Origin of the sequence: Actinoplanes sp. G11-F43 (assembly GCF_050589265.1) — a bacterium.
In the GTDB taxonomy this organism is placed as follows: Bacteria; Actinomycetota; Actinomycetes; order Mycobacteriales; family Micromonosporaceae; genus Actinoplanes.
In genome coordinates this window covers 207,949-233,395 of sequence record NZ_JBNZCE010000005.1, presented here as the reverse complement: position 1 = coordinate 233,395, position 25,447 = coordinate 207,949, and the positions used below count along the sequence as shown (strand labels likewise).

Annotated in this window: 25 protein-coding genes and 1 tRNA gene; 5 read left to right on the top strand and 21 right to left on the bottom strand. The window is 70.2% G+C overall.

Going from position 1 to position 25,447, the window contains the following annotated elements:
• Position 1 precedes the first annotated feature (1 nt).
• From ACQ0O7_RS06235 to trpS, 8 genes are all read right to left on the bottom strand, one after another.
• Positions 2-1,201, bottom strand: coding sequence for an ABC transporter permease (locus ACQ0O7_RS06235; protein WP_430780992.1), 1,200 nt, complete (start codon positions 1,199-1,201; stop codon positions 2-4).
• Between the two features lie 59 nt (positions 1,202-1,260).
• Positions 1,261-2,853, bottom strand: coding sequence for an ABC transporter ATP-binding protein (locus ACQ0O7_RS06230; protein WP_430780785.1), 1,593 nt, complete (start codon positions 2,851-2,853; stop codon positions 1,261-1,263).
• A 51-nt stretch (positions 2,854-2,904) separates the two neighbouring features.
• Positions 2,905-3,999 (bottom strand): BMP family lipoprotein, encoded by a 1,095-nt coding sequence (locus ACQ0O7_RS06225; RefSeq protein ID WP_430780784.1) that lies wholly within the window; start codon positions 3,997-3,999, stop codon positions 2,905-2,907.
• Between the two features lie 203 nt (positions 4,000-4,202).
• Positions 4,203-4,436 carry an SCO4848 family membrane protein gene (locus tag ACQ0O7_RS06220; RefSeq protein ID WP_430780783.1) on the bottom strand — a complete coding sequence of 78 codons (234 nt, stop codon included), beginning with the start codon at positions 4,434-4,436 and terminating at the stop codon, positions 4,203-4,205.
• A 24-nt stretch (positions 4,437-4,460) separates the two neighbouring features.
• Positions 4,461-4,826 carry a hypothetical protein gene (locus ACQ0O7_RS06215; RefSeq protein ID WP_430780782.1) on the bottom strand — a complete coding sequence of 122 codons (366 nt, stop codon included), beginning with the start codon at positions 4,824-4,826 and terminating at the stop codon, positions 4,461-4,463.
• Positions 4,827-4,869: 43 nt separating this feature from the next.
• Positions 4,870-5,790, bottom strand: coding sequence for a YihY/virulence factor BrkB family protein (locus ACQ0O7_RS06210; RefSeq protein WP_430780781.1), 921 nt, complete (start codon positions 5,788-5,790; stop codon positions 4,870-4,872).
• Positions 5,791-5,811: 21 nt separating this feature from the next.
• Complete coding sequence (locus ACQ0O7_RS06205; RefSeq protein WP_430780780.1) at positions 5,812-6,342, bottom strand: 2'-5' RNA ligase family protein; 531 nt, start codon at positions 6,340-6,342, stop codon at positions 5,812-5,814.
• Positions 6,343-6,347: 5 nt separating this feature from the next.
• Positions 6,348-7,373, bottom strand: a complete 1,026-nt coding sequence (gene trpS, locus ACQ0O7_RS06200; protein WP_430780779.1) for a tryptophan--tRNA ligase — start codon at positions 7,371-7,373, stop codon at positions 6,348-6,350.
• A 132-nt stretch (positions 7,374-7,505) separates the two neighbouring features.
• On the opposite strand from trpS, the gene galE reads away from it, so the two are divergent.
• From galE to ACQ0O7_RS06185, 3 genes are all read left to right on the top strand, one after another.
• Positions 7,506-8,480, top strand: coding sequence for a UDP-glucose 4-epimerase GalE (gene galE / locus ACQ0O7_RS06195; RefSeq protein ID WP_430780778.1), 975 nt, complete (start codon positions 7,506-7,508; stop codon positions 8,478-8,480).
• Complete coding sequence (galK, locus tag ACQ0O7_RS06190; RefSeq protein WP_430780777.1) at positions 8,477-9,619, top strand: galactokinase; 1,143 nt, start codon at positions 8,477-8,479, stop codon at positions 9,617-9,619. Before galE ends, galK begins: the two co-directional genes overlap by 4 nt.
• Positions 9,620-9,727: 108 nt before the next feature.
• Positions 9,728-10,522 (top strand): ATP-binding protein, encoded by a 795-nt coding sequence (locus ACQ0O7_RS06185; RefSeq protein WP_430780776.1) that lies wholly within the window; start codon positions 9,728-9,730, stop codon positions 10,520-10,522.
• A gap of 54 nt (positions 10,523-10,576) precedes the next feature.
• Here the strand turns inward: ACQ0O7_RS06185 and cysN are convergent, their stop codons facing one another.
• The 9 genes from cysN to ACQ0O7_RS06140 all read right to left on the bottom strand — a co-directional run bounded on the left by cysN (position 10,577) and on the right by ACQ0O7_RS06140 (position 19,925).
• Positions 10,577-11,869, bottom strand: coding sequence for a sulfate adenylyltransferase subunit CysN (gene cysN / locus ACQ0O7_RS06180; RefSeq protein WP_430780775.1), 1,293 nt, complete (start codon positions 11,867-11,869; stop codon positions 10,577-10,579).
• A complete protein-coding gene (cysD, locus tag ACQ0O7_RS06175; RefSeq protein ID WP_430780774.1) occupies positions 11,869-12,780 on the bottom strand; it encodes a sulfate adenylyltransferase subunit CysD in 912 nt (303 codons plus the stop codon). Before cysD ends, cysN begins: the two co-directional genes overlap by 1 nt.
• A gap of 52 nt (positions 12,781-12,832) precedes the next feature.
• A complete protein-coding gene (locus tag ACQ0O7_RS06170; protein ID WP_430780991.1) occupies positions 12,833-13,714 on the bottom strand; it encodes a 3'(2'),5'-bisphosphate nucleotidase CysQ in 882 nt (293 codons plus the stop codon).
• A 53-nt stretch (positions 13,715-13,767) separates the two neighbouring features.
• Complete coding sequence (locus tag ACQ0O7_RS06165; protein WP_430780773.1) at positions 13,768-15,516, bottom strand: exopolysaccharide biosynthesis polyprenyl glycosylphosphotransferase; 1,749 nt, start codon at positions 15,514-15,516, stop codon at positions 13,768-13,770.
• A gap of 94 nt (positions 15,517-15,610) precedes the next feature.
• Positions 15,611-16,198, bottom strand: coding sequence for an aminoacyl-tRNA hydrolase (pth, locus tag ACQ0O7_RS06160; RefSeq protein ID WP_430780772.1), 588 nt, complete (start codon positions 16,196-16,198; stop codon positions 15,611-15,613).
• A gap of 84 nt (positions 16,199-16,282) precedes the next feature.
• Positions 16,283-16,885, bottom strand: a complete 603-nt coding sequence (locus ACQ0O7_RS06155; protein ID WP_430780771.1) for a 50S ribosomal protein L25/general stress protein Ctc — start codon at positions 16,883-16,885, stop codon at positions 16,283-16,285.
• A gap of 350 nt (positions 16,886-17,235) precedes the next feature.
• The gene (locus ACQ0O7_RS06150) at positions 17,236-18,216 is read right to left on the bottom strand and encodes a ribose-phosphate diphosphokinase (RefSeq protein ID WP_430780770.1); all 981 of its coding nucleotides are present in this window, start codon (positions 18,214-18,216) and stop codon (positions 17,236-17,238) included.
• Between the two features lie 111 nt (positions 18,217-18,327).
• Positions 18,328-19,770 carry a bifunctional UDP-N-acetylglucosamine diphosphorylase/glucosamine-1-phosphate N-acetyltransferase GlmU gene (gene glmU, locus ACQ0O7_RS06145; protein ID WP_430780769.1) on the bottom strand — a complete coding sequence of 481 codons (1,443 nt, stop codon included), beginning with the start codon at positions 19,768-19,770 and terminating at the stop codon, positions 18,328-18,330.
• An 83-nt stretch (positions 19,771-19,853) separates the two neighbouring features.
• A tRNA-Gln gene (locus ACQ0O7_RS06140) sits at positions 19,854-19,925 on the bottom strand.
• Between the two features lie 154 nt (positions 19,926-20,079).
• On the opposite strand from ACQ0O7_RS06140, the gene ACQ0O7_RS06135 reads away from it, so the two are divergent.
• Positions 20,080-20,682: a TetR family transcriptional regulator gene (locus ACQ0O7_RS06135; protein WP_430780990.1), complete on the top strand. Its 603-nt coding sequence runs from the start codon at positions 20,080-20,082 to the stop codon at positions 20,680-20,682.
• Between the two features lie 25 nt (positions 20,683-20,707).
• Here the strand turns inward: ACQ0O7_RS06135 and ACQ0O7_RS06130 are convergent, their stop codons facing one another.
• The 4 genes from ACQ0O7_RS06130 to rsmA form a co-directional block, all read right to left on the bottom strand.
• Positions 20,708-21,169: a DUF4383 domain-containing protein gene (locus ACQ0O7_RS06130; protein ID WP_430780768.1), complete on the bottom strand. Its 462-nt coding sequence runs from the start codon at positions 21,167-21,169 to the stop codon at positions 20,708-20,710.
• A 78-nt stretch (positions 21,170-21,247) separates the two neighbouring features.
• A complete protein-coding gene (locus ACQ0O7_RS06125; protein WP_430780767.1) occupies positions 21,248-23,050 on the bottom strand; it encodes an ABC-F family ATP-binding cassette domain-containing protein in 1,803 nt (600 codons plus the stop codon).
• A 7-nt stretch (positions 23,051-23,057) separates the two neighbouring features.
• Complete coding sequence (locus ACQ0O7_RS06120; RefSeq protein ID WP_430780766.1) at positions 23,058-24,005, bottom strand: 4-(cytidine 5'-diphospho)-2-C-methyl-D-erythritol kinase; 948 nt, start codon at positions 24,003-24,005, stop codon at positions 23,058-23,060.
• 46 nt (positions 24,006-24,051) lie between these two features.
• On the bottom strand, positions 24,052-24,939 hold the full coding sequence (gene rsmA, locus ACQ0O7_RS06115) for a 16S rRNA (adenine(1518)-N(6)/adenine(1519)-N(6))-dimethyltransferase RsmA (RefSeq protein WP_430780765.1): 888 nt from the start codon (positions 24,937-24,939) through the stop codon (positions 24,052-24,054).
• A gap of 60 nt (positions 24,940-24,999) precedes the next feature.
• On the opposite strand from rsmA, the gene ACQ0O7_RS06110 reads away from it, so the two are divergent.
• Positions 25,000-25,447, top strand: a 448-nt coding sequence (locus ACQ0O7_RS06110) for a hypothetical protein (protein WP_430780763.1), incomplete at its 3' end; no start/stop codon positions are given.

Genomic DNA, 25,447 nt, shown 5'->3' with positions numbered 1-25,447 from the left:
CTCAGCCCTTCGCCGGAGAGGCGCCGAGACCGGTGGACCGGGCGGCACGCAGACGGAAGATCGCCTTCACCAGTGCGGGGGCGGCGATGAAGATGACGATGAGCGCCTGGAGCACGGTGACCAGCTCCAGCGAGATGCCCGCGAAGGACTGGATCCGGTTGCCGCCGGCCCGCAGCGCGCCGAACAGCAGCGCGGCGAAGAACGTGCTCCACGGCCGGTTGCGGCCCAGCAGCGCGACCAGCAGGCCGTCGAAGCCGATGTTGCCGGCCACCGCCGGGGTCAGCGAGTGCGCGGTGCCGAGCACCTGGGTCGCGCCACCGAGGCCGGCCAGGCCACCGGCGACGGCCATCAGCAGCACGTACGTCCGGGCCACGCTGATCCCGGCGGTCTTCGCCGCGTGCGGGTTGGCGCCCACCGCGCGGATCTCGAAGCCGAACGCGGACCGCTTCAGCAGCCAGGCCACCCCGGCCGTGACGATCACCGCGAGGATGATGCCGAGGTGCACCCGCAGGACCCCACCGGGCGACGGGAGCTGCGCCGACTCGGCGACCGTCTTGCTGATCGCGTCGGTCCGGCCGGGCGCCTGGATGCCCTGCTGGATGACCAGCCAGGACAGGAACAGGCCGGCGGTGTAGTTGAGCATGATCGTGGTGATCACCTCGTGCGCGCCGGTCCGGGCCTTCAGCAGGCCGGGGAGAAAGCCCCACAGCGCGCCGCCGAGCACGCCGGCCACCAGCGCGACCGCCAGGTTGAGTACGACCGGCAGGCCGAACGAGAAGCCCGCGACGCCGGCCGCCATACAGCCGAGCACCGCCTGGCCCTGAGCGCCGATGTTGAACAGGCCACCGCGGAACGCCAGCGCCACCGAGAGACCGGTGAAGACCAGCGGAGCGGCGTACGTCAGGGTCTCCGACAGCGGCGCGAACGCCTGCTGCCAGGTGGCCGTCCCGGCGAACCAGGCCTGGAACACGGCCGGATCGCCGAACGCGCCCATCAGCAGGTCGGCGTAGGCCAGACTGACCAGGTCCCAGCTGGCGCCGAGCGCGTCGCTGGGCCGGGCGGTGAAGTAGCCGAACTTCGCCAGCACGTCGGCGTCCGAGACGACGATCAGCACCGCGCCGATCACCACGGCCAGCAGGATCGACAGTGCCGTGAGCAGGACGTTGTTCGCCGACCAGAGGTTGCGGACGAATACGTTCATGAACGAGTCGTCACCGGCCGGCTCCGGCTTCTTCGGCGCCTCGGTGGTGGTTCCTGTGGTCACTTCTCCCCCTCGGCCGTCGAGCCGGTGATGCCGGCCATCAGCAGACCGATCTCCTCGCGGGGTGTGTCCGGCGAGACGATGGCCAGGATGCGGCCGCGGTACATCACCGCGATCCGGTCCGCGAGGCCGACCACCTCGTCCAGCTCGCTGGAGACCACCAGCACCGCGGTGCCCTGATCCCGCTCGTGAATGATCCGGTTGTAGATGAACTCGATCGAGCCGACGTCCACCCCGCGGGTGGGCTGCGACGCGATGAACAGGCGCAGCGGGCGGGACATCTCCCGGGCCACCACGACCTTCTGCTGGTTACCGCCGGAGAGCGTGCCGACCGGGGTGTCCGCGGACTGGCACCGGATGTCGAACTGCTCGATCCGCTCGGTGGCGTTGCCGCCGACCTTGGTGCCGTCGATCCGGAACGCGTTGCCGAACGGGGCGCGGTCGTACATGTCCAGGATCAGGTTCTCGGCGACCGAGAACTCCTTGACCACGCCGTCGTGGCTGCGGTCCTCGGGAACGTAGCCGACCCCGGCGCCGAGCACCTTCTTGGTGGTCTGCCCGACCAGGTCGGCGCCGTCCAGCCGGACCGCGCCGGCCCGCACCTCGCGCAGGCCCATCACGGCCTCGACCAGCTCGGTCTGGCCGTTGCCCTGGACACCCGCGATGCCGAGCACCTCGCCGGCCCGGATCTCCAGGTCGACGCCGTCGACCGCGCGCACGCCGCGGTCGTCGTCGACGACCAGGCCGTCGATCTTCAGGATGGTGGCGCCCGGCTCGATCGGGGCCTTCTGCACCTGCAGGTTGACCGCCCGGCCGACCATCAGGGCGGCCAGCTCGTCCTCGCTGGTCTCCGGGCTGGCGGTGCCGACGATCCGGCCGCGGCGGACCACGGTGATCCGGTCGGCGATCGCCTTGACCTCTTTGAGCTTGTGGGTGATGAAGACGATCGACTTGCCCATCTCGGTCAGCGACCGCATGACGGCGAGCAGTTCCTCGGTCTCCTGAGGGGTCAGGACCGCGGTCGGCTCGTCCAGGATCAGCAGGTCGACCTCGCGGGTCAGCGCCTTGACGATCTCCACGCGCTGCTGGGCGCCGACCGGCAGGTCCTCGACCAGGGCGTCCGGGTCGACCGGCAGGCCGTACTTCTTCGAGGTGTCGATCACGTCCCGGCGGGACCGGCGGCGGTCCAGCCAGCCGAGCGGTCCGCCGCGGGTCTCCTCGGCGCCGAGCGCGATGTTCTCCGCCACGGTGAAGACGGGCACCAGCATGAAGTGCTGGTGGACCATCCCGATGCCGGCCGTGATGGCGTCCCGGGGGCTCTTGAAGACGACCGGTTCGCCGTTGACGACGATCTGGCCCTCGTCCGGCTGCATCAGGCCGTACAGCTGGTTCATCAGCGTCGACTTGCCGGCGCCGTTCTCGCCGAGCAGGGCGTGGACCTCGCCCGGCTCGACCGTGATGTCGATGTGGTCGTTGGCCACCAGGCTGCCGAAGCGCTTGGTGATGCCGCGCAGTTCCAGTTTCAGCGGAATCTCCCGACGGTCGGTGACTGAGCCTGGTGGACGGTGTAATGCGAGCCGCCGCTCGGCCACGGATCGTAGAACCCGTGGCCGGGCGGCGGCCAGATGTTACCTACCCGAGGGTCACTTAGGCGCGGAGGCCGACTCGACCTTGACCTTGCCGGAGATCACGTCGGCCTTGAGGGTCTCCAGCTCGGTCTTCAGAGCCGGGTCGACCTTGCTGTCGAAGCTGTGGTACTCGCCCAGCGAGACACCCTCGTTCGACAGGTCGCCGATGTAGCCCGGGGCGGCCGACAGGGCCTCGCCCTTGGCACCCTTGACGACGGCCTCCTTGACGGCGCCCTCGATGTTCTTGACCACGGTGCTCAGGAACACGTCGCAGTACTGCGCGGCGGAGGTGCAGCCGTCCTGGTCGACCCAGATGACCGAGACCTTGCCGGCCGAGTCCTTGGCGACCTGGGCGGTGCCGAGGCCGGTGCCACCGGCGACCGGCATGATCACGTCGGCGCCCTGCGAGACCAGGGTGTCGGTGACCGACTTGCCCTTGTTCTGGTCGATGAAGCTCTCGGCGAAGGTGCCGTTCTGCGAGGCCTTGTTCCAGCCGAGGACCTCGACCTTCTTGCCCTTGACCTCGTTGTAGTGCGCGACACCGTCGGCGAAGCCGTCCATGAAGATGGTCACCGGGGCGATCTTCAGACCGCCGTAGGTGCCGACCTTGCCGGACTTGCTGTAACCGGCGGCCAGGTACCCGGCGAGGAACGCGGCCTGGTGGGTCGCGAACTGCATCGGGTAGACGTTGGAGTTGCCGCTGTTGCTGTCCACGATCGCGAACTGGGAGCTCGCGCTCTCCTTGGCGACCTTGGTGGTCACCTCACCCATCAGGCCACCGACCGCGAGGATGAAGTTGCAGCTCTGCGAGACGTAGCTGCGCAGACCCGGCTCGTAGTCGGCCTCGGAGGAGGACGCCACGTACTTCGGGTCGACGTTGCCGACCTCCTTCTGCGCGGCCTGCAGGCCGGCCCAGGCGGAGGCGTTGAACGACTTGTCGTCGATGCCGCCGAGGTCGGTCACCATGCAAGCCTTGTAAGCGGCCGCGGCCGCCGTGCTGGCCCCGGACGAGGTGGCCTCCTCGGGGGCCTCACCACAGGCGGCGGCAGCGAGCGTCAGCCCACCTGCCGCGAGAATCGCCACGATCCGCTTCCCACGTACTGGGCGCAAGACGCCCTCCTTCCGCTGCACACCGAGGTTAGGAGTAACTCGGGGTGAATCTACGGTCGGGAGCGTATCCCCGGCTCAGTAACCCGTCAGGACATCGGTACGGACTGTTGGCGCACCGTTATACCACCGCAATCACGCCGCGCGTGGCGCGCCGCTTTCGGCTGGTTCAGAGGCGAATTGCGCCCACCGCGGGAAACAGGGAGTTAATCTTCCGCCCGCCGGGACCGACGCCAGGCCGTTACCCCGAGGACTCCGACGGTGGTCCCGATCGCCAGTGACGACACGATCAACAGCGCGTGGATCCACAGGAACCCGGTCGGTGTCCCGGCGGCGAACGACCGCTCGTCGTTCCAGATCGCGACCCCGAACCGCGGCCAGATCAGCCAGGTCCAGGCGCCGACCCCGATCAGGAACGCCGCCCACCTCTTGTCGATCATCACATGCCCAGTATCCCAGCGCGCTCAGGCGGTCAGCCGCCCGGCTATCCGCCGCCAGCCGGCCCGCACCTCGGCCGGCTCCGGCGGGACACCCGGATACTCCCCCGGCACGCCCGTCCCGATGTCGTCGCCGGCCGGCGCGCGGGCCGCCTCGACCGCCCGGCGGATCGCCGCCACCCCGTCCAGCGGCAGCATCGGCTCGACCACCGCCATCAGGTCGTCGTCGGCCACCATCGCGCGGGCCAGGGCGAGCGCGTGGTCCCGCTCGTACGGCCCGCACACCACCGGCTCCCAGTCCTCCGGATCGTCCAGTCCCCCGAAGGTGATCACCCACGGCTCCCGGGCCAGCGGCGATCCCGGTGGCAGATGCAGCGTCACGAGAGTGCCCACCGGCTCATCATCACAGGCCGGGCGCCGGCCGGAAGACCTCTTCTCACTCCTGGCCGGAGTGCCGGATCCAGGTGTTCTGGCCGACCGGGGCGGTCTTGTCGTCGGCGGACAGGTCGACCACCCGGCCGTGCGGGCTGGTCGCCGCCCAGGCCGCCCCGAAGAGCAGGAGCTGGTTGAAGACGTACAGGTAGACCAGCGCGCCGACGGCGGAACCGACCAGGCCGTACGCCGGATTGCGCTCGACCAGGCCGACGAACGACTTGCCGACCGTGTTGAGCAGCAGCAGGCCGACGCCGACCTGGAGCACCGGCGGCGCCATCCGGCGGGCGGTCATCCGCAGCCGGGGCACCGCGGCCAGCAGGGCGGTGGCCAGCACCAGGTTGACGCCGAAGGTGAGGATCCAGCTGACCACCGACAGCGCGACCGCGAAGCCGCCGCCGGCCAGCCAGTGCAGCAGCCGTTCCAGGCCGTAGACGGCGAGCTGGGAGAGGGCCAGCAGGAGCAGCAGTCCGATCAGCACCATCAGGTCGACGGCCTGCCGGACGCCGATGTATCCGGGCTGCTCGCGAACCCCCCAGATGAGCCGCTGCGAGGAGCGGATCGCCTCCACCCAGCCGATCCCGGTGAACGTCAGTCCGATCAGGCCGACCAGGCCGACACTGCCCTTGCTCTCCATGATCGCGCGCACGTCCAGGAACGGCAGGTTGTGCCGCAGGAAATCGCGGACCAGGTCGAGCAGTTCGACGTTGTTGGTCAGCAGCCAGCCGAAGACCGAGTAGCCGATCAGCAGCAGCGCGAAGACCGCGAAGAAGCCGTAGTACGCGATCGCGGCCGCCAACCGGCCACCCTGGACGTCCTCGTAGCGCAGGATGGCCCGGCAGAAGTGATCGAAGTACGGCGATCGGTACCGGACCGCCATGATCTTGGCCTCGATCGCGACCAGTGCCCGGTCGATCGGATTCACCGGCCGACCGTACCGGACACGTCAGCTCCCCAGTGGGAAGTCCCGGCGTGGCCTCCAGGGTCCTTCACCGCCGTGGGAGAACAGGGTGAAGGAGGAGACCTCGAACCGGGCCGAGAAGCCGGCCAGATCGTCGAAGACCGCGTCCAGCGCGGCGGCCGGCACGTCCTGCGCCACCGTCACGTGCGGGTGGTACGGGAAACGGGTGTCCCGGTGCACGTCCTCGGACCGGGTGATCGCCTCGGCCAGCAGCTCGCACTCGCTGATCCCCTGCGCCAGGGTCACGAACACCACCTCGGTGACCGGCCGGAACGTGCCGGTCCCGCGCAGGTGGATGGTGAACGGCTGCTGGGCCGCCGCGACCGCCTCGAGGTGTTTCTCGATGGCCGGCAGCGCGTCGGCCGCCACCTCGGTCGGGCCGAGCAGGGTGACGTGCGCCGGCGTGTAGGCGGCCTGCGGATCACCGGCCTCGGCACGACGGCGGGTGAGCGCCGAGCCCCACGGTTCGGGGATGTCGACGGCCACACCGATACGGGTGATACCCGGCTGGGACATCCTCGTCAGGCTCCGCGGGCCGGGCTCAGGAAGCCCACGTTCTGGTACGCCCGGGCCAGGGTGGCAGCGGAGACCGCACGGGCCTTCTCGGCGCCGACCGCGAGCACCTTGTCGAGCTGGGCCGGGTCGTCCAGGTAGAGCTTGGTGCGCTCCTGGATCGGCTTGACGAACTCGACGAGCACCGCGGCCAGGTCCTTCTTCAGATCGCCGTAACCCCGCCCGGCGTACGCCTCGATCAGCTCGTCGACGGCCCGGTCGGTGAGCGCCGCGTAGATGGTCAGCAGGTTGCTGACGCCCGGCTTGTTCACCTCGTCGAAGATGATGTCCCGGCCGGTGTCGGTGACCGCCGACTTGATCTTCTTGGCCGAACGGGCCGGGTCCTCCAGCAGCTCGATGATGCCGTTCGGCGTGGAGGCCGACTTGGACATCTTGATCGCCGGGTCCTGCAGGTCGTAGATCTTCGCGGTGTCCTTCACGATGTGCGGTGACGGCATGTTGAAGGTCTTGCCGAACCGGGTGTTGAAGCGCTGCGCCAGGTCGCGGGTCAGCTCCAGGTGCTGCCGCTGGTCCTCCCCGACCGGGACCTGGTCGGCCTGGTAGAGCAGGATGTCGGCGGCCTGCAGGATCGGGTAGGAGAACAGCCCGACGGTGGTGCTGTCCTGCCCGGCCTTGGCCGACTTGTCCTTGAACTGCACCATCCGGCCGGCCTCGCCGAACCCGGTGATGCAGCTGAGCACCCAGCCGAGCTGGGCGTGCTCGGGTACGTGAGACTGCACGAAGAGGGTGCAGCGCTCCGGGTCGAGGCCGGCGGCCAGCAGCTGGGCGGCGGAAATCCGGCTCCGCTTGCGCAGAACTGCCGGATCATGACCCATGGTGATCGCGTGCAGGTCGACCACGCAGTAGAACGCGTCGTGCGTGTCCTGCATCGACACCCAGTTGCGCACAGCGCCCAGGTAGTTGCCGAGGTGGAAGGAGTCGGCGGTCGGCTGGATGCCGGAGAGCACACGCGGGCGGCGGGCAACGTCGGACATGGGCGCCATTGTGTCAGCCCCGGTCCCGGTACCGCGAATCCCCTCCCGGCTTCGGCAATGTTCGAACCTGTTGACCTTTGATCGTTTGTGGGGAATTCTAGGATCGTCTGGACCAGAGAGAGGGCCTGAGCCGTGAAATTGCTCGTCACCGGCGGCGCCGGATATGTCGGCAGCGTGACCAGCAGGCTACTGCTGGACGCGGGCCACGAAGTGACCGTGCTGGACAACCTGCGCACCGGGTTCCGGGAGGCGATCGCCCCGGACGCCACCTTCGTCGAAGCGGACATCGCCGACGCCGCGCGGGTGCTCACCCCGGAGGCCGGGTTCGACGCCGTCCTGCACTTCGCCGGGCTGATCGCGGCCGGTGAGTCGATGGCCAGGCCGGAGCTCTACTGGCACGAGAACGTGGTGAAGTCACTCGCCCTGCTGGACGCGATCCGCGCCGCGAAGGTGCCCCGGGTGATCTTCTCGTCCACCGCCGCGGTCTACGGCAACCCGGTCGAGCTGCCCATCACGGAGGCTTCGATCAAGGCCCCGACCAGCACGTACGGGTCCACGAAGCTGACCTTCGACCTGGCCCTGACCTCGGAGACGTTCGCACACGGGCTGGCCGCGGTGTCGCTGCGCTACTTCAACGTGGCCGGCGCCTACATCACCGGCGACCATGAGATCGGTGAGCGGCACGACCCGGAGACGCACCTCATCCCGATCACCCTCCAGGTGGCCGCCGGCAAGCGGGAGAAGCTGCAGCTGTTCGGCGACGACTACCCGACCGCCGACGGCACCTGCGTGCGCGACTACATCCACGTGGCCGACCTGGCCCGGGCCCACCTGCTGGCGCTGGACGCCGCGGTCCCCGGCGAGCACCGGATCTACAACCTGGGCAACGGCAACGGCTTCTCCAACAAGGAGGTGGTCGAGGCGGCCCGCGCGGTGACCGGCGCGGAGATCCCGGCCGAGATCGCCCCGCGGCGCGACGGCGACCCGGCCACCCTGGTCGCCTCGTCCGCCCGCGCCCGCGAGGACCTGGGCTGGATCCCGGAGAAGAACACCCTCCAGGACATGATCGGCGACGCCTGGACCTTCTACCGAAAGCATGTGGCATGAGCATCCCCGAAGCCGCTGTCGCGGCGTTCACCGAGGCGTACGGCACCGAGCCGGCCGGACTGTGGGCCGCCCCCGGGCGGGTCAACCTGATCGGCGAGCACACCGACTACAACGACGGGTTCGTGCTGCCCTTCGCCCTGCCGCAGCGCACCGTCGCGGCCGCCGGGCCATCCCCGGACGGGACCTGGTCGGTCTGTTCGACACTGGCGCCCGAACCGGTCACGTTCGGTGTCACCGAGCCGGGTGAGGTGACCGGCTGGGGGGCGTACGTCGCCGGGGTGGTCTGGGCCCTTCAGGACGCCGGCTTCGAGGTTCCGCCGGCCCGCATCGCCCTCGCCTCGGACGTCCCGCTCGGCTCCGGTCTGTCCTCCTCGGCCGCCCTGGAGTCGGCGGTGCTCACCGCGCTGATCGACCTCGGCGGCCTGGACGTGCCGCTGGAGCGCCGGCCGGCCATCGCGCAGCGCGCCGAGAACGTCTACGTCGGAGCGCCCACCGGGATCCTCGACCAGTCCGCCTCGATCCGCTGTCAGGAGGGCCAGGCGCTGTTCCTGGACTGCCGCAGCTACCAGATCGAGCAGATCCCGTTCGACCTGGCCGGTCAGGGCCTGGCCATCCTGGTGATCAACAGCAACGCGCCGCACCAGCACGTGGACGGCGAGTACGGCGCCCGCCGCAAGAGCTGCGAGGCGGCCGCCGAGGCGCTCGGGGTGAAGGCGCTGCGCGACGTCGCGGTCGCCGACCTGGACCGCGCCATGGACCGGCTCGGTGACGAGGTGCTGCAGCGCCGGGCCCGGCACATCATCACCGAGAACCAGCGGGTCCTGGACACCGTCGAGCTGCTGCGGGCCGGCCGGGTGCGCGACATCGGCCCGCTGCTGACCGCCTCGCACGCCTCGATGCGCGACGACTTCGAGATCACCGTGGATCAGGTGGACACCGCGGTGGAGGCCGCGCTGGCCGCCGGGGCGTACGGCGCCCGGATGACCGGCGGCGGGTTCGGCGGCTGCGTGCTGGCGCTGATCGACGCCGACCGGGCCGACGCGACCGCGACCGCTGTCGCCGACGCGTACGCGAAGAAGAATTTCACCGCCCCCACCAGCTGGGTGGCGACCGCCGGTCCCGGAGCCGGGCGGCTCTGAGGCTCGAAACGGCCACCTCAATCGCGGGGTGGCCGTCAGCCTTTCACCTGATCACCCGCACGAGCGAGACGGCGGGCTCACCGGTCGGGCGGCGGATATCGTGTGCCCATGGGGGTCAGCCCACCGTATCTTCACGATGACACCGAGCGAGGTGTCAGCGTTCACATCGACGCCGCCGACGACGCCGCGGTCTCTCTTCTCACCGTCCGCGGGCCGTGGGACGAGCAGTTGCGTCTCAGTGTGGCCACCACGTTGCGCCGCTGCTTCACCGAGCATCCGGACGGCCTCATCGTGGACCTGTCCGGGCTGCTCGACCCGCACAGCGAGAGCACTCCCACCTGGATGACCGCCCGGCAGTTCGCGGCCGGGCTGGAGCCACCGGTGCATCTGGCCATCTGTGTCCCGCCCGGCATGCCGCTGGCCGACCGGATGCAGCGGCTGTGCGCCGGGCGGCATCTGCCGGTCTACGCGAAGGTCCGGCAGGCCCGGGTGGCGCTGGCCGGCCGGATCCCCGGCGACGAGCGGCTGAGCGCGATCCTGCGGCCGGAGACCGAGGCCCCCTGCACGGCGCGGAACCTGGTCAGCGACGCGTGCCTGTCCTGGGGGATGGCCGGCCTGCTGCACCGCAGCCGGCTGGTGGTCTCCGAGCTGGTGACCAACGCGGTCGAGCACGCCGGCACCGAGATCCGGGTGGTGGTGAGCCGGCGCGGATCCGGCCTGCACCTGTCGGTGGCCGACGGCAACCCGCGGCTGCCCCGGGTGATGCGGCCGTCCCGCCCACGCCCGGACCTGCCGCTCGACGAGCGGGGCCGCGGGCTGCGGACGGTTCAGGAGGCGGCCACCCTGTGGGGCGCCGTGCCGGCCGAGACCGGCAAGGTCGTCTGGGCGACGATCAGGCCCTGAGGCCGGTGTGGCGATCCGCGGCTCGATTCGAGCCGCGGATCGGCACAGGAAGCCTCAGCGGGCCTCGATGATCATGCCGGCGCCGACCGTACGGTTGGTGCTCTCGTCGATCAGGATGAACCCGCCGGTGGTCCGGTTCCGCCGGTACTCGTCGGCCAGCAGCGGCACCGTGGTGCGCAGCTTGACCCGGCCGATCTCGTTCAGCTTCAGCTCGCCGGCGGCCTCGTCCCGGTGCAGCGTGTTCACGTCGAGCCGGTACTGCAGGCCACGCACCACGGTCCGGGCGGTCCGGGTGGTGTGCTTGATCGTGTACTTGCCGCCGATCCGCAGCGGGGCCGTCTCGTCCATCCAGCAGATCATCGCCTCGATGTCCTGGGCGACGGCCGGCGCGTTGTTCGGCCGGCAGATCAGGTCACCGCGGGAGATGTCGATCTCGTCCTGGAGCCGGACCGTCACCGACATCGGCGGGAACGCCTCGTCGACCGGGCCGTCGGCGGTCTCGATCGACGCGATCGTGCTGGTCATGCCGGAGGGCAGCACCATCACGTCGTCGCCGGGCTTGAGGATGCCGGAGGCCACCTGACCGGCGTAACCCCGGTAGTCGGTGACCGTGGTGGACTGGGGGCGGATGACGTACTGCACGGGGAAGCGCACGTCGACCAGGTTGCGGTCGCTGGCGATGTGCACGTGCTCCAGGTGGTGGAGCAGGGACGGGCCCTCGTACCACGGGGTGTTCTCCGAACGGCTGGCGATGTTGTCGCCGTTCAGCGCGGAGATCGGGATGATGGTCAGGTCCGGCGCGTCGAGCTTGGCCGCGAACGAGGTGAACTCGTCGGCGATCCTCTCGAACACCTCCTGGTCCCAGTCCACCAGGTCCATCTTGTTCACGCACAGGACCAGGTGCGGCACCCGCAGCAGGCTGGTCAGGAAGGCGTGCCGGCGGGACTGCTCGACCAGGCCCTTGCGGGCGTCGACCAGGATCAGCGCCAGGTCCGCGGTGGACGCGCCGGTCACCATGTTCCGGGTGTACTGGATGTGCCCGGGGGTGTCGGCGATGATGAACTTGCGCCGCGGCGTGGCGAAGTAGCGGTACGCCACGTCGATGGTGATGCCCTGCTCCCGCTCGGCCCGCAGGCCGTCGGTCAGCAGCGCGAGGTTGGTGTACTCGTCGCCACGGGAGGCGCTGGCCGTCTCGACGGCTTCGAGCTGGTCCTCGAAGATCGTCTTGGTGTCGTACAACAGCCGGCCGATCAGCGTGGACTTGCCGTCGTCGACGCTTCCGGCGGTGGCGAACCGCAGCAGGTCCATGCCACGAGCGGTGTCGGGCTCGAGAACTGCCTGGCTCATCAGAAGTAACCCTCTCGCTTGCGGTCTTCCATCGCGGCCTCGCTGACCCTGTCGTCACCACGGGTCGCGCCACGCTCGGTGATCCGGGTCGCGGCGACCTCGTCGATCACCTTCTCCACGGTGTCCGCCTCGGAGAGCACGGCCGCCGTCTGCGACGCGTCGCCGACGGTGCGGTACCGCACCCGGCGGACCTCGGAGGTCTCGCCGTCCCGCAGCCGGATGAACTCGTTGACCGCGTAGAACATCCCGTTGCGCTCGACGACCTCACGGTCGTGGGCGTAGTAGATGCTCGGCAGCGGGATGTTCTCCTTGGCGATGTAGTGCCAGACGTCCAGCTCGGTCCAGTTGGAGAGCGGGAACACCCGGATCGACTCGCCGCGGTGGTGCCGGCCGTTGTAGAGCGACCACAGCTCGGGACGCTGGTTCTTCGGGTCCCACTGGCCGAACTCGTCGCGGAAGCTGAACATCCGCTCCTTGGCGCGGGCCTTCTCCTCGTCCCGGCGGGCGCCGCCGAACAGGGCGTCGAACCGGTACTTCTCCACGGCGGCGAGCAGCACCGGGGTCTGGATCCGGTTGCGGGTGCCGTCCGGCAGCTCGCGGACCAGGCCGGTGTCGATCGCCTCCTGAACGCTGGCGACCACCAGGTTCAGGCCGAGGGTGGCGACCCGGGTGTCGCGGTACTCCAGCACCTCGGGGAAGTTGTGGCCGGTGTCGACGTGCATGACCGGGAACGGGATGCGCGCCGGCGCGAACGCCTTCTCCGCGAGGCGCAGCATCACGATCGAGTCCTTGCCGCCGGAGAAGAGCAGCACGGGGCGCTCGAACTCGGCCATCACCTCCCGCATCACGAAGATGCTCTCCGCCTCGAGGGCATCCAGATGCGATACGCGATAGGGCTTCGTCTGGCTCATGGGTTCTCTCCCCAGGACCTTTCTCCGGTGTGTCGGCCGGGCAGGGCAGACGTCATTGTGGCGGAAGATGCCTCTGCAACGCAGCAAGCAACCGAGGAGCGAGATCTTTACGACAGACCACCAGGTCCGGCAGCTTCGGATCGGCCTGGTTGTACGCCAGTGGCGTGCCGTCGATCCGGCTCGCGTGCAGGCCGGTGGCCAGCGCCACGGCGACCGGTGCCGCGGAGTCCCACTCGAACTGGCCGCCCGCGTGCACGTAGGCGTCCGCCTCGCCGTTGATCACCGCGGCGATCTTCACCCCGGCCGAGCCCATCGGGACCAGTTCGGCGCCGATCTCCTCGGCCAGCGCGGTGACGAAGGCCGGCGGGCGGGTCCGGCTCGCCGCGATCCGGATCGCCCCGCCGGTGGCCGACTCCAGCGGCATCGGCGGGTAGGCCGGCGCGTGATCGGTGGCCAGCGTGCAGTGCCGGGCCGGCATGGCCACCGCGCCCGCGGTCAGCCGGGCCGGCGCCGACGAGTCGGCGGTCCAGAGCGCCACGTGCACGGCCCAGTCGTCCCGGCCCTCCTCGGAGAACTCGCGGGTGCCGTCCAGCGGGTCGACGATCCAGACCCGGCTGGCGTCCAGCCGGTCCGGGCGGCTGCCGCCCTCGGCCCGGGTCTCCTCGGTCCACGCCACCCGGGACTGCTCGTCCTCCTCGGAGAGCACCGCGTCGGCCGGCCGCCACCGGGCCAGCTCGGCGCGCAGCAGCTCGTGCGCGGCCTGGTCGCCGGCCGCCTTGAGCGCCTTGCCGTCGGAGTGGCCGGTCTCGGCGCGGACCTGAAGAAGGATCTGCCCGGCGCGGTCGGCGAGCCAGCGGGCGAAGGCGGAGTCGTTGACCGGCGGGGTGCCGCCCACCAGCTGATCCGGGCCGAGAAGGCCCGGTGCCCCCGCCATGCGTGCCGACGGCTTCGTCTGCTCGCTCATCGTCTCGCTCCTTCGTTCGTCCTCTAGTACGCCCCCGACGACCGCACCACCGCGGTCAGCGTCCTGAGCAGGATCACCAGATCCAGGCTCAGCGACCAGTTCTCCACATAGCGCAGGTCGAGCCGGACCGCCTCCTCCCAGGAGAGGTCCGACCGCCCCGACACCTGCCAGAGACCGGTCATCCCCGGCTTGACGGCCAGCCGGCGCCGCACGTCGTCGGCGTAGGCGGCCACCTCGGTCGGCAACGGCGGCCTGGGACCGACCAGCGACATCCGCCCCGAGAGGACGTTGAGCAGCTGCGGCAGCTCGTCCAGGGAGAGCCGGCGCAACCAGCGCCCGACCGGGGTGACACGCGGGTCGTCGCGGATTTTGAAGAGCACACCGTCGTGCTCGTTGAGGTGCCTCAGCTCGGACAACCGGGCCTCGGCGTCGACGTACATACTGCGGAACTTGAAGATCCGGAACAATCGGCCGTCACGTCCCACGCGTACTTGGCGAAAGAGTACCGGGCCACGTGAGGTGAGGCCCACGCAGAGCGCCACGGTCAAGAGCACCGGGCCGAAAAGGATCAGCAGAAGGAACGCTCCGACCCGATCGACCAGCTCTTTCACCAGACGCGATCCACCGTGCAGCCGGGGATGTTCGACGTGCAGCATCGGGAGGCCGTCGAACGGGCGGATCGTGGTCCGCGCACCGGCCACGTCGACCAGCGCGCTGGCCACCACCAGGTCCACCTCGTCGCGCTCCAGCCGCCAGGCCAGCCGGCGCACCGCCGCGCCGTCCAGCTCCGGGCAGCTCAGCACGACCACGGTGTCGGCGTCGGCCTGCTCCACCGCGGCCGCCACGTCGTCGAAGGTGCCGTACACCGGAAGATCGGTGACCCCTATCCCGTCGGCCTGCGGCGGCAGGCAGGCGCCGACCACCTCCAGACCGTGGTACCGCTCCCGGCGCAGCTGCCGGGCGATCCCGATCACCGACAGCTCGTGGCCGACCACGATCACCCGTCGGAGGTTCTCGCCCCGGGACCGGGCCCGGTGCAGGCGCTTGCGCAGAGCGAACCGCAACACCACGATCGCGGCGATCGCCAGCGGAAAGGCGACCAGGACGTACGACCGGGCGAGGTCCAGATTCAGGGCGTACGACACCACCGCCGCCGTGCCGATCAGCCCGGCCCCGCCGCGCAGCACACGCTGGTACTCGTCCGAGCCGACGAAGAGATAACGGCGTTCGTACGCCCGGCAGGCCACCAGCACCAGCAGCAGCACCACCGGCAGCAACGCCGACCAGATCAGATAGGTGCGGTTCCAGTCGGTGACCGTCTCCCCGAACCGGGTGACGAAGATGCCCGCGCCGGCCACCGTCCCGGCGGTCAGATCGGCGAGGACGAGCGCCCGCACGTAGCGGCGCTCCCAGTCCTGCCGGCGCGACATCGCCGCGTGCCGGCCCCGGGCGCGGATGAACGGCCGGGTCGCCGGGCGGGCCGCCGACGACCGGTTCCGGGCCGGCGAGAACCGGTCGGCCGCCTGATTACGGGACGGCTCGCCGAGCACACCGCGCGGCGGGGCGTTCTCGGTGCCCGCGGCCGGGCCCGGGATCCGGCTGTTCCGGCCGCTGTGCCGGACCGCCGGCCGCTGTGGACCCCGGTTGGCGGGCGGATGGTTCGCCGTGCCGAACCCGGGTGGCGGCTCGGACCGGTCCGGGTGGACCACCGGCAGGGTCACCGTGGGTTCGGTGAACGCGTCCGCCCGATCCTCGGACACGTCCTGCGACATCCTCGAACCCTCCCGTCACGTCAGCCGACGCACCGGATCCGGGCGTCCGTGTGACCAACGCACGGACGGTGGAGGCGTCACGCCGGGGGACGGATCAGACCCCGTGGTAGCGGTTCTGCGCCCACTCGACGCCCTCCTGGACGATCGCCTCGGTCACGTCGGCCGCCCGGTCGATCAGGAAGTCCAGCTCCTTGCGCTCGGCCGCGGCGAAGTCGGAGAGCACATAGTCCGCCGGCTCCTGACGGCCCGGTGGCCGCCCGATCCCGAACCGCACCCGGGCGTACTCCTTACTGGCCAACGACTTCGACATGGACCGGAGTCCGTTGTGGCCGCCCTCACCGCCGCCTCGTTTGGCACGGACCTGCCCGAACGGCACATCCAGCTCATCATGCACGGCGATCACCTGAGCCACCGGCACTTTGAAGAACTGCGCCAGCGCCACCACCGGCGCCCCGGACAGGTTCATGTAGGTCAGCGGCTTCAACAGGATCAGCTTCGGGCCGCCGAACCCTAGCCGGCCCTCGGCCACCTCGGTCTGCGCCCGCTTGGCCCGGCCGAACTTCCCGCCGGTCCGGGAGGCCAGCAGGTCGGCCACCATGAAGCCCACGTTGTGCCGGTTGCCGGCGTACTCCTTGCCCGGGTTGCCCAGGCCGACGACCAGCCAGGGCGCCTCGTCGCTCACCTTTTCGCCTCCACATACACATCAGGGAAAGTGCCGGACGGCACTTTCCCTGATACCTGGCTTACCGCTGCTGCGCGACTGAAATTACTCCGCGCTGTCGCCCTCGGTGGCCTCGCCCTCGGCCGGGGCCTCCTCGTTCGACTGCGCGGCGTTGATGACCGCGAGCACCGTCTCGGCGTCCACCGCGAGCTCGACGCCCTTCGGCAGCTTCACGTCGCCGGCGGTGATGTGCGAGCCGGCCTCGAGACCGTCGATCGACACCTCCAGCTCGGACGGGAGGTGCAGCGCCTCGGCGACCACGGCGACCGTGTTCGACTCGTGCACGATCAGGGTGTTCTTGGCGGCCTCACCGGTCAGGGTGACCGGGATCTCGACCTGGACCTTCTCGCCGCGCTTCACGATCAGCAGGTCCACGTGCTCGAACGTGTCCTTGATCGGGTCGCGCTGGATCGCCTTCGGCAGCGCCAGGGTGGCGGCGTCGTTGCCGGCGATGTCGATCGTGAAGATCTGGTTGATGCCACCCTTGCGGATGGCGGCGGCGAACTCACGGGCCGGGAGGGCGACGTGCTGCGGCTTCTCGCCGTGGCCGTACAGCACGGCAGGCACAAGGCCGGCCCGGCGCGTGCGGCGAGCACCACCCTTGCCGAACTCGGTGCGGGGCTCGGCGCTGATCTTTACCTCGGACACGGGGAAACTCCTGAAACTCTTCGATGCGGGCTGCGGCGTAAGTCTGCGGCTGCGGTATCCGGCAGTGCTGCGGTGGTGACCTTCGACGGCGCTCGGCCTTCGACGGCGGCGGTGAATCTAGGCGCTGCCGGGCAAGGGGGCGCGCTGGGCACAGGCCCGGAGCACCGCGTCGATGACGGCGCCTCGAGCGGGCTGCGAACCTCAACAGCCCACGAAGCACCCTCGCCGTGGCAACCGCACTAGCTTACCTGCCACGATCGTGCATCGGTCAGCGGGTCCGCCCGGGTGGCGACGCCTGCGAAAAAAGCACCCCACTGATGCAAGTTGCACCAGTGGGGCGGGTGATGCGGTTAGCTCAGGCCACCGAACAGGGTGGTCACCGAACCGTCGTCGAACACCTCACGGATCGCCCGGGCCAGCAGCGGGGCGATGGACAGCACAGTGATCTTGTCGAGGTGCTTGTCCGGCGAGAGCGGCAGGGTGTTGGTCACCACCAGCTCGCTGATCCGGCTGTTCTTCAGCCTTTCGGTGGCCGGGTCGGAGAGCAGCGCGTGGGTGGACGCCACGATCACGTCCGCGGCGCCCTCCTCGAACAGGATGTCCGCGGCCTTGGCGATCGTGCCACCGGTGTCGATCATGTCGTCGACGATCAGGCAGACCCGGCCCTCGACCTCGCCGACCACCCGGTTCGCCACCACCTGGTTCGGCTTCAGCGGGTCACGGGTCTTGTGGATGAAGGCCAGCGGGCAGCCGCCCAGCCGGTCGGTCCAGCGCTCCGCCACCCGGACCCGGCCCGAGTCGGGGGCCACCACGGTCATCGGACGGCCGGCATATTTCCGCTGCACGTAGTCGGCCAGGATGTCCATCGCGAACAGGTGATCCACCGGGCCGTCGAAGAAGCCCTGGATCTGCGCGGTGTGCAGGTCGACGGTGAGGATGCGGTTGGCGCCCGCGGTCTTCAGCAGGTCGGCCACCAGGCGCGCGGAGATCGGCTCCCGGCCGCGGTGCTTCTTGTCCTGCCGCGAATACGGGTAGAACGGCAGCACCACGGTGATCCGCTTGGCCGACCCCCGCTTCAGCGCGTCGATCATGATCAGGGTCTCCATGACCCACCGGTTCACCCCCTCGGTGATGGACTGGACGACGAACGCGTCCGAGCCCCGCACCGAGTCCTTGAACCGGACGAATATCTCCCCGTTGGCGAACTCATAGGAATCCGACGGCGTCGGCGCCACGCCGAGCACCTGGCCGATCTCCTCAGCCAGCTCGGGAAAGCCCCGGCCGGAGAAAAGCATCAGACTCTTACGGTTCTCCGCGACGATGCTGCCCATCGGCTCGCTGCTCCCGTTGATCAGAGGGTGGGTTCGCAGTGAAGTATCCCTTGCGGGAACGTAACCGCCACGTTTCGAGGGCCCTGGGTGGCATGCCTCACCCCCGCTGGATCAGTCCTGCTCAGGGGTGATATTTGCAGCCTTCGCGGCGGCTTCGGCGGAGGCCGTGCCAGCGCGTTTACGCTCGACCCAGCCCTCGATGTTGCGCTGCTGGGCACGGGTCACACCGAGCTCACCGGCCCCGACGTTCTTCTGGACGGCGCTGCCGGCCGCGACGTACGCCCCGGGGCCGATCTCGACCGGCGCGATCAGCACCGAGTCCGAGCCGACGAAGGCCGCCTCGCCCACCGTCGTGTGATGCTTGTTCACCCCGTCATAGTTGGCGAAGATCGTGCCGGCGCCGATGTTGGCCTTCGCCCCGATCGTGGCGTCACCCACATAGGTCAGATGCGGCACCTTGGCGCCGTCACCCAGCTCGGCGTTCTTCGCTTCGACGAAGCCACCGATCTTCGCCTTGCGGCCCAGCCTGGTGCCGGGGCGCAGGTAGGAGAACGGGCCGACGGTCGCCGACGGCCCCACCAGTGCCCCGATCGAGTGGGTCCGCAACACGGTGGCACCCGCGCCGACGGTGGTGTCGATCAGGGTGGTGTCCGGCCCGATCACCGCACCCGTCGCCACCGAGCTGGTGCCCAGGATCTGCGAGTTCTGGTCGACCACCGCGTCCGGCTCCAGCGTGGCGGTCACGTCGATCCAGGTGGTCGCCGGGTCGAGCAGCAGCACACCGGACCGCATCCAGCCCTCGTTCACCCGATCGCGCATCAGCACCCGCAGCGCGGCCAGCTCGGCCCGGTCGTTGCAGCCCAGCGTCTCGTGCGCGAACTCGGCCACCTCGATCGCCACCGGGTGCCCCTGAGCGGCCAGGATCGCGAAGACGTCGGTCAGGTACTCCTCGCCCTGCGCGTTGTCGGTGGACAGCTTGCCCAGCGCCTCGCGCAGCAGCACCGCGTCGAACGCGTAGATCCCCGAGTTGATCTCACGGATCCGGCGCTCGGCGTCGCTGGCGTCCTTGGCCTCGACGATCCGCTCCAGGTTGCCGTCGGCGCCCCGGACGATCCGGCCCAGCCCGCCCGGCGCCGCCACCTCGGCGCTCAGCACGGTGGCCGCGGCGCCCGCCTTCTCGTGCGTGGCGAGCAGCGCCTCCACCGTCTCCGGGCGCAGCAGCGGCACGTCACCGCTGAGCACCACCACGGTGCCGGTCAGATCGGGGGCGGCGTCCAGCGCGATGCGCACCGCGTGGCCGGTCCCGTTCTGCTCGGCCTGCAGCACCGGGGTGGCCTCCGGCGCGACCTCGGCCAGGAACGCGCCGACCTGGTCGGCCTTGTGCCCGACGACGACCACCGTGCGGTCGGTGTGGATCTCCGAAGCGACGTGCAGCACGTGCCCGAGCAGGGTGCGCCCGAGCAGCGGCTGGAGCACCTTGGGGGTCGCGGAACGCATCCGCTTGCCCTCACCGGCGGCGAGGACGACGACAGTACGACTGGGGGCCTGGCTCACGCGAAATCTCCATCGATCGCATCGGCGTAGTGCGTGGGTGGTGTCATCCCACCCGCAGCCATCGGGGCTCACCACAGAAATTGCTCGGCCGCCAGGACTCGAACCCGGAACATCTGGACCAAAACCAGAGGTGTTGCCAATTACACCACGGCCGAAAGCTGCTGGGGACAGACTAGCGTCCCTCCTCCCGATCGCGATAAGCGGTTATGTCGGTCGGATGACGACCGCCCCCGATGGCAGGATGACCGGGTGACGGAGCAGGGCGACAGCAGTGGCAGGCAGCAGCGGACGACGGCGCCACGGGTCCGGATGCCGGCCGCCCAGCGCCGCGAGCAGCTGATCACGGTCGGCCGTCAGCTGTTCGCCGAGCGGGGTTTCGACGCCACCAGCGTCGAGGAGGTGGCGGCCCGGGCGAAGGTGTCCAAGCCGGTGGTCTACGAGCACTTCGGCGGTAAGGAGGGTCTCTACGCCGTGGTCGTCGACCGTGAGGTGCGGGCCCTGCTGGACCGGATAACGACGGCGCTCACCGCGGGACATCCCCGGGAGCTGCTGGAGCAGGCGACGCTGGCGCTGCTGGACTACATCGACGAGGAGCCGCACGGCTTCCAGGTCCTGACCCGCAACTCGCCGCTGCTGTCGGCGTCGGGCAGTTTCTCCAGCGTGATGAACGATGTGGCGCATCAGGCCGAGCACATCCTCGGCGCCGAGTTCAAGAGCCGCGGGCTGGACCCGAAGTTCGCCGAGCTCTACTCACAGGCGCTGGTCGGGATGGTGGCGCTGGTCGGGCAGTGGTGGCGCGAGTCGCGCAAGCCCAAGAAGGAGATGGTCGCCGCCCAGCTGGTCAACCTGGCGTGGAACGGTCTGTCGCATCTCGAACCGAAACCGGGACTGCAGACCCGCCGGGTCCGGTGAGTGGACCCGGCGGGCGGCGAAGACCTCAGGCGGTCCGGCCCTCGCGCACCTGACGGGGCGCGCCCGCCTTCGACTGCGGGGCGGACTTGCTGTACAGGCTGACCGTGATCAGCAGCAGGCCGACCAGGTAGGTGACGATCACCGTCGACATGGTGTGACCGAAGAAGTTCACCTCGTCGGTACGCAGCACGCACAGCGAGTAGGAGCCCAGCACCAGCAGGCCCCAGCCCAGGTACTGGTCGATGAGGACGTCGATGTTCTTGCCGACCGCGGTGCCGAGCAGCACCAGGCCGCCGATCGCCAGCACGACGATCGACCACAGCAGGTTGCTGCCCTGGCCGAGCGCCCGGGCACCGGGGCCGGTGAACGTCTCACCGGACGTCGAGATGAACCCGATGATCCCGAACGCCACCAGGTACGCACCGGTGATGAAGCCGACGATCCGGTAGATCGGCCGAAGCGGGTGATTGACCGGGGTGTGCGCCATGGTTCCGTCTCCAAGGTCAGGTGTCTGCACGCTGATTCTCGCGTATCCCCGACAAGCGGCGCAGGCACACCCCCCGGATCAGCTTTCGGACACCTGCTCGGCGAGCAGCAGCCAGGACTCCTCGACCTCGGCGATCTCCTGCTTGACCGCCTTGAGCTGACCCTCCAGCTCGACCAGTTTGTCGTAATCGCTGCCGTGCGTCGCCAAGCTCTCGTTGATCTTGGCTTCCTTCTCGGTCAGCTTGCTCATCTGCCGTTCCAGCTTCGCCAGGTCCTTCTTCGCCTGGCGCAGCTCACCGGAGGACAGACCGGTCGCGGCCGGCGCCGCTTGCGGAGACGACCCCCGATTGGGTACGGCCGGGGCGCCGGGTGCCGCGACACGCTCCAGATACTCGTCGATGCCACCGGGCAGGTGCACCATCCGGCTGTCGCCGAACATGCCGAAGACCTTGTCGGTGACCCGCTCCACGAGGTAACGGTCGTGGCTGGCCACCACCATCGTGCCCGGCCACGAGTCGAGCAGGTCCTCCAGCGAGGCCAGGGTGTCGGTGTCCAGGTCGTTGGTCGGCTCGTCGAGCAGCAGCACGTTGGGCTCGGTGGCCAGCAGGCGCAGCATCTGCAGCCGGCGCCGCTCACCACCGGACAGGTCGCTGACCGGCGTCCAGATCCGCTTGTCGGTGAAGCCGAACACCTCGGCCAGCTGACCGGCGGACAGCTCCCGGTCGCCGAGCTTGACCCGCTTGGCGACCTCCTCCACCGCCTCCAGCAGGCGCAGGTGGCCGGGCAGCTCCTTCAGCTCCTGGGAGAGGAAGGCGGGCCGCACCGTCGAACCGGTGACCAGGCGGCCGCCGTCCGGGGTGGTGACCCCGGCCAGCAGACGCAGCAGGGTGGTCTTGCCGGCCCCGTTGGCACCCAGGATCGCGATCCGGTCACCCGGGCCGACCTGCCAGGTCAGATCCTGGAAGATCTGCTTCGGGCCGGCCTTCAGATCGATCGACTCCAGGTCGTAGACCTGCTTGCCGAGCCGGGTGGTCGCCAGCCGCTGCAGGCTGACCTGGTCACGGACCGGCGGCACGTCGGCGATCAGCTCGTTGGCCGCGTCGATCCGGAACTTCGGCTTCGACGTCCGGGCCGGCGGGCCCCGGCGCAGCCAGGCGATCTCCTTGCGCAGCAGGTTCTGCCGGCGGGCCTCGATCGAGGCGGCGATCCGCTGACGCTCGGCACGGGCCAGGATCCAGGCGGCGTAACCACCCTCGTAGCTGTGCACCTGCTCGTCCACGACCTCCCAGGTCATGGTGCAGACCGCGTCCAGGAACCAGCGGTCGTGGGTGACCACCAGCAGCGCGCCCCGGCGGGTCAGCAGGTGCTTGGCCAGCCAGTCGACACCGGCCACGTCCAGATGGTTGGTGGGCTCGTCGAGGATCAGCAGATCGCTCTCCCGGACCAGCAGCGCGGCCAGCGCGACCCGGCGGCGCTCGCCACCGGACATCGGGCCGACCGGCGTGTCCAGGCCCAGGTGGCCCATGCCGAGACCGTCGAGGATGGTGCGCACCCCGGCGTCACCGGCCCACTCGTGCTCGGCGCCCATGCCCTCGGCGAGCCAGGCGGTGCCGAGCACCACGTCCCGGACGGTGGCGTCACCCGCCAGGTTCAGCGCCTGGGGCAGCGACGCGACACGCAGGTCACGACGGTGCGTGACCCGGCCGGAATCCGGCTCCTCGGTCTTGGCGAGCATGCGGAGAAGGGTCGATTTGCCTGCGCCGTTGAGACCCACGATGCCGATGCGGGCGTCGTCGTCCAGCCCCAGAGACACGTCGGTGAGCAGCTGACCGGCAGCTCCATAACCCTTGCTGACCCGGTCCAGGTTGATGATGTTTGCCACGATGCCCCTAGATTACCCGCGCGCCCGGCTGCGGCCCGCGGGCGGTGACCGCCGCCCGGCACACCTTCGCCGCGGTCAGGCCGGCCGCCACCTCCTGCGCGTGTGCCGCGTCGGCGGCCAGGAAGACACAGGTCGGTCCGGAGCCGGAGACGATCCCGGTGATCGCGCCCGCCTCGTGTCCCGCTTTGAGCACGTCGGCGAGCTGCGGGCGCAGCGACAGCGCGGCCGGCTGGAGATCGTTGCCGAGCGCCGCGCCGAGCACCTCCGGGTTCCGCTGGCGCAGGGCGGCCATCAGCTGGTCCGGGCCACCCAGCGGGGTGGGCGGCCAGGAGTCGTCCCGCAGCCGGTCCAGCTCGCGGTAGACCGCCGGGGTGGACAGCCCGCCGTCGGCGATCGCCACCACCCAGTGCCAGGTGGTCGGCCGGGCCAGGATCGGGCTGACCGCCTCACCGTGCCCGGTGCCCAGGGCGGTGCCGCCGTGCAGCAGGAACGGGATGTCCGAGCCCAGCTCGGCACCCACCTCGGCCAGGTCCTCCCGGGACATGCCGAGGCCCCAGAGCAGGTCGCAGGCGATCAGGGTGGCCGCCGCGTCGGCGCTGCCACCGGCCAGGCCACCGGCGAGCGGGATGCTCTTGCGCAGGTGCAGGCGGGCGTAGGCGGGCACCCGGGCGCGGGCGGCCAGCGCCCGGGCGGCCCGGATGATCAGGTTCGACTCGTCCAGCTCCAGCTCGCCGGTGCCCTCTCCCTCCATGGTCAGCGTGAGGGTGTCGCCGCGGCGGGCGGTGAGCTCGTCGAAGAGGCTGATCGCGTGATAGACGGTGTTCAGCTCGTGGAAGCCGTCCGGCCGCAGCGGACCCACCCCGAGATGCAGGTTGATCTTCGCTGGGACGCGGACCTTGACCGGGCCACGATGCGGACGGGGCTCGTCGTCGTCCGGCCCCCAGGCCTCCGTCACGGAGCGATGTCCCGGATCTCGAACGGATCGCCCAACGGTTCGGCTGTCATGAGTCCACTTCCTCGAGCTCTGTGCCGGACGGGGTGAGCTTACCGCCGGGTCCTGACAGTTTCGCCGCCGCCGCGATGGCGGCGAACTCGCCCACGGTCAGGGCCTCGCCCCGGGCCTGCGGGCTGACCCCGGCCGCACGCAGCACCGACTCCGCCCGGTCCGGGCCACCGGCCCAGCCGGCCAGCGCCGCCCGCAAGGTCTTGCGCCGCTGGGCGAACGCCGCGTCCACCACCCGGAACACGTCGGCGCGGTCGGCACCGGCGGGTGGTTCGCGCAGCGTGAACGCGACCAGGCCGGAATCCACGTTGGGCACCGGCCAGAACACCGCGGGCGGGACCTTGCCGGCCGGCCTGGCCTCCGCGTACCACGCCAGCTTGACCGAGGGCACGCCGTACACCTTGGAGCCCGGGCCTGCGGTGAGCCGGTCGGCGACCTCCTTCTGCACCATCACCAGGCCACCGCGCAGGGTGGGCAGCTCGGCCAGCAGATGCAGGACCACCGGGACGGCGACGTTGTACGGCAGGTTCGCCACCAGCATCGTCGGCGCCGGATCGAACCGATCGGCGGTCACCCGCATCGCGTCCGCCGGATGCACCGTCAGGTGCGGCGCGGTCACCGTCTCCGGCAGCGCCTTCGCCAGCGTCGGATCGATCTCCACCGCGTGCACGTGCCGCGCCGCCCCGGCCAGGCCCAGAGTCAGCGAGCCCAGGCCCGGACCGACCTCCAGCGCCACGTCGTCGGCCCGTAGCCCGGCCGCGCCGACGATGCGCCGGATGGTGTTCGGGTCGTGCAGGAAGTTCTGGCCGAGCTTCTTGGTCGGCGCGACGCCGAGGCGCGCGGCCAGTTCCCGGATCTCCGCCGGGCCGAGAAGTCCATCTGCCATGACCCGAAGCCTACGGTGGCCCGCGGAGGCCGCTGGACACCGCCGGGTAGGAATTGAGTCATGACGGAGTTGCTGGAGCTGCGAGGGGTGGTGGAGGCTGCCCCGGACGTGGTCGCCGAGGTCCTGCTGGACGTCCGCCCGGGTGGCCGGTCCCCGATCGCGCCGGCCGGCACCGTCGATGGGGCCGGCCCCGCCGACGGTGACGTGTTCACCGTGATCCGGGAGGGCAGCCGGATCACCGTGACCGTCGACCGCACCGCCCGCTCGGTGACCCAACAGGGTGAATGGTGGTACCGCGGGGTGACCACGGTGGAGCCGGATCCGCGCGGCTCTCTGGTGATCCACCGCATCTACAACGTCGCGCCCGGCCACCGCTGGGCGGTGCGGATGGTCTCCCGGGGGCCCTGCACGCCGCGCCGACCACCTTCGCCACCCAGCTGGAGCAGCTCAGCCGGGTCCTCGGCACGGCCGCCTGGGTCGAGGTCTAGGTCAGAGAACGTGTGCCGCG

What these genes read in the sequence shown, in the direction of transcription:
- ACQ0O7_RS06135 (WP_430780990.1), top strand. Translation starts at nt 20,080, where the DNA reads ATGCCGGCCGCCCAGCGCCGCGAGCAGCTGATCACGGTCGGCCGTCAG.
- rsmA (WP_430780765.1), bottom strand. Translation starts at nt 24,939, where the DNA reads ATGGCAGATGGACTTCTCGGCCCGGCGGAGATCCGGGAACTGGCCGCG.
- ACQ0O7_RS06220 (WP_430780783.1), bottom strand. Translation starts at nt 4,436, where the DNA reads ATGATCGACAAGAGGTGGGCGGCGTTCCTGATCGGGGTCGGCGCCTGG.
- galK (WP_430780777.1), top strand. Translation starts at nt 8,477, where the DNA reads ATGAGCATCCCCGAAGCCGCTGTCGCGGCGTTCACCGAGGCGTACGGC.
- ACQ0O7_RS06185 (WP_430780776.1), top strand. Translation starts at nt 9,728, where the DNA reads ATGGGGGTCAGCCCACCGTATCTTCACGATGACACCGAGCGAGGTGTC.
- ACQ0O7_RS06165 (WP_430780773.1), bottom strand. Translation starts at nt 15,516, where the DNA reads ATGTCGCAGGACGTGTCCGAGGATCGGGCGGACGCGTTCACCGAACCC.
- ACQ0O7_RS06150 (WP_430780770.1), bottom strand. Translation starts at nt 18,216, where the DNA reads ATGGGCAGCATCGTCGCGGAGAACCGTAAGAGTCTGATGCTTTTCTCC.
- trpS (WP_430780779.1), bottom strand. Translation starts at nt 7,373, where the DNA reads ATGTCCGACGTTGCCCGCCGCCCGCGTGTGCTCTCCGGCATCCAGCCG.
- ACQ0O7_RS06205 (WP_430780780.1), bottom strand. Translation starts at nt 6,342, where the DNA reads ATGTCCCAGCCGGGTATCACCCGTATCGGTGTGGCCGTCGACATCCCC.
- cysN (WP_430780775.1), bottom strand. Translation starts at nt 11,869, where the DNA reads ATGAGCCAGGCAGTTCTCGAGCCCGACACCGCTCGTGGCATGGACCTG.
- ACQ0O7_RS06235 (WP_430780992.1), bottom strand. Translation starts at nt 1,201, where the DNA reads ATGAACGTATTCGTCCGCAACCTCTGGTCGGCGAACAACGTCCTGCTC.
- ACQ0O7_RS06130 (WP_430780768.1), bottom strand. Translation starts at nt 21,169, where the DNA reads ATGGCGCACACCCCGGTCAATCACCCGCTTCGGCCGATCTACCGGATC.
- ACQ0O7_RS06170 (WP_430780991.1), bottom strand. Translation starts at nt 13,714, where the DNA reads ATGGCGGGGGCACCGGGCCTTCTCGGCCCGGATCAGCTGGTGGGCGGC.
- cysD (WP_430780774.1), bottom strand. Translation starts at nt 12,780, where the DNA reads ATGAGCCAGACGAAGCCCTATCGCGTATCGCATCTGGATGCCCTCGAG.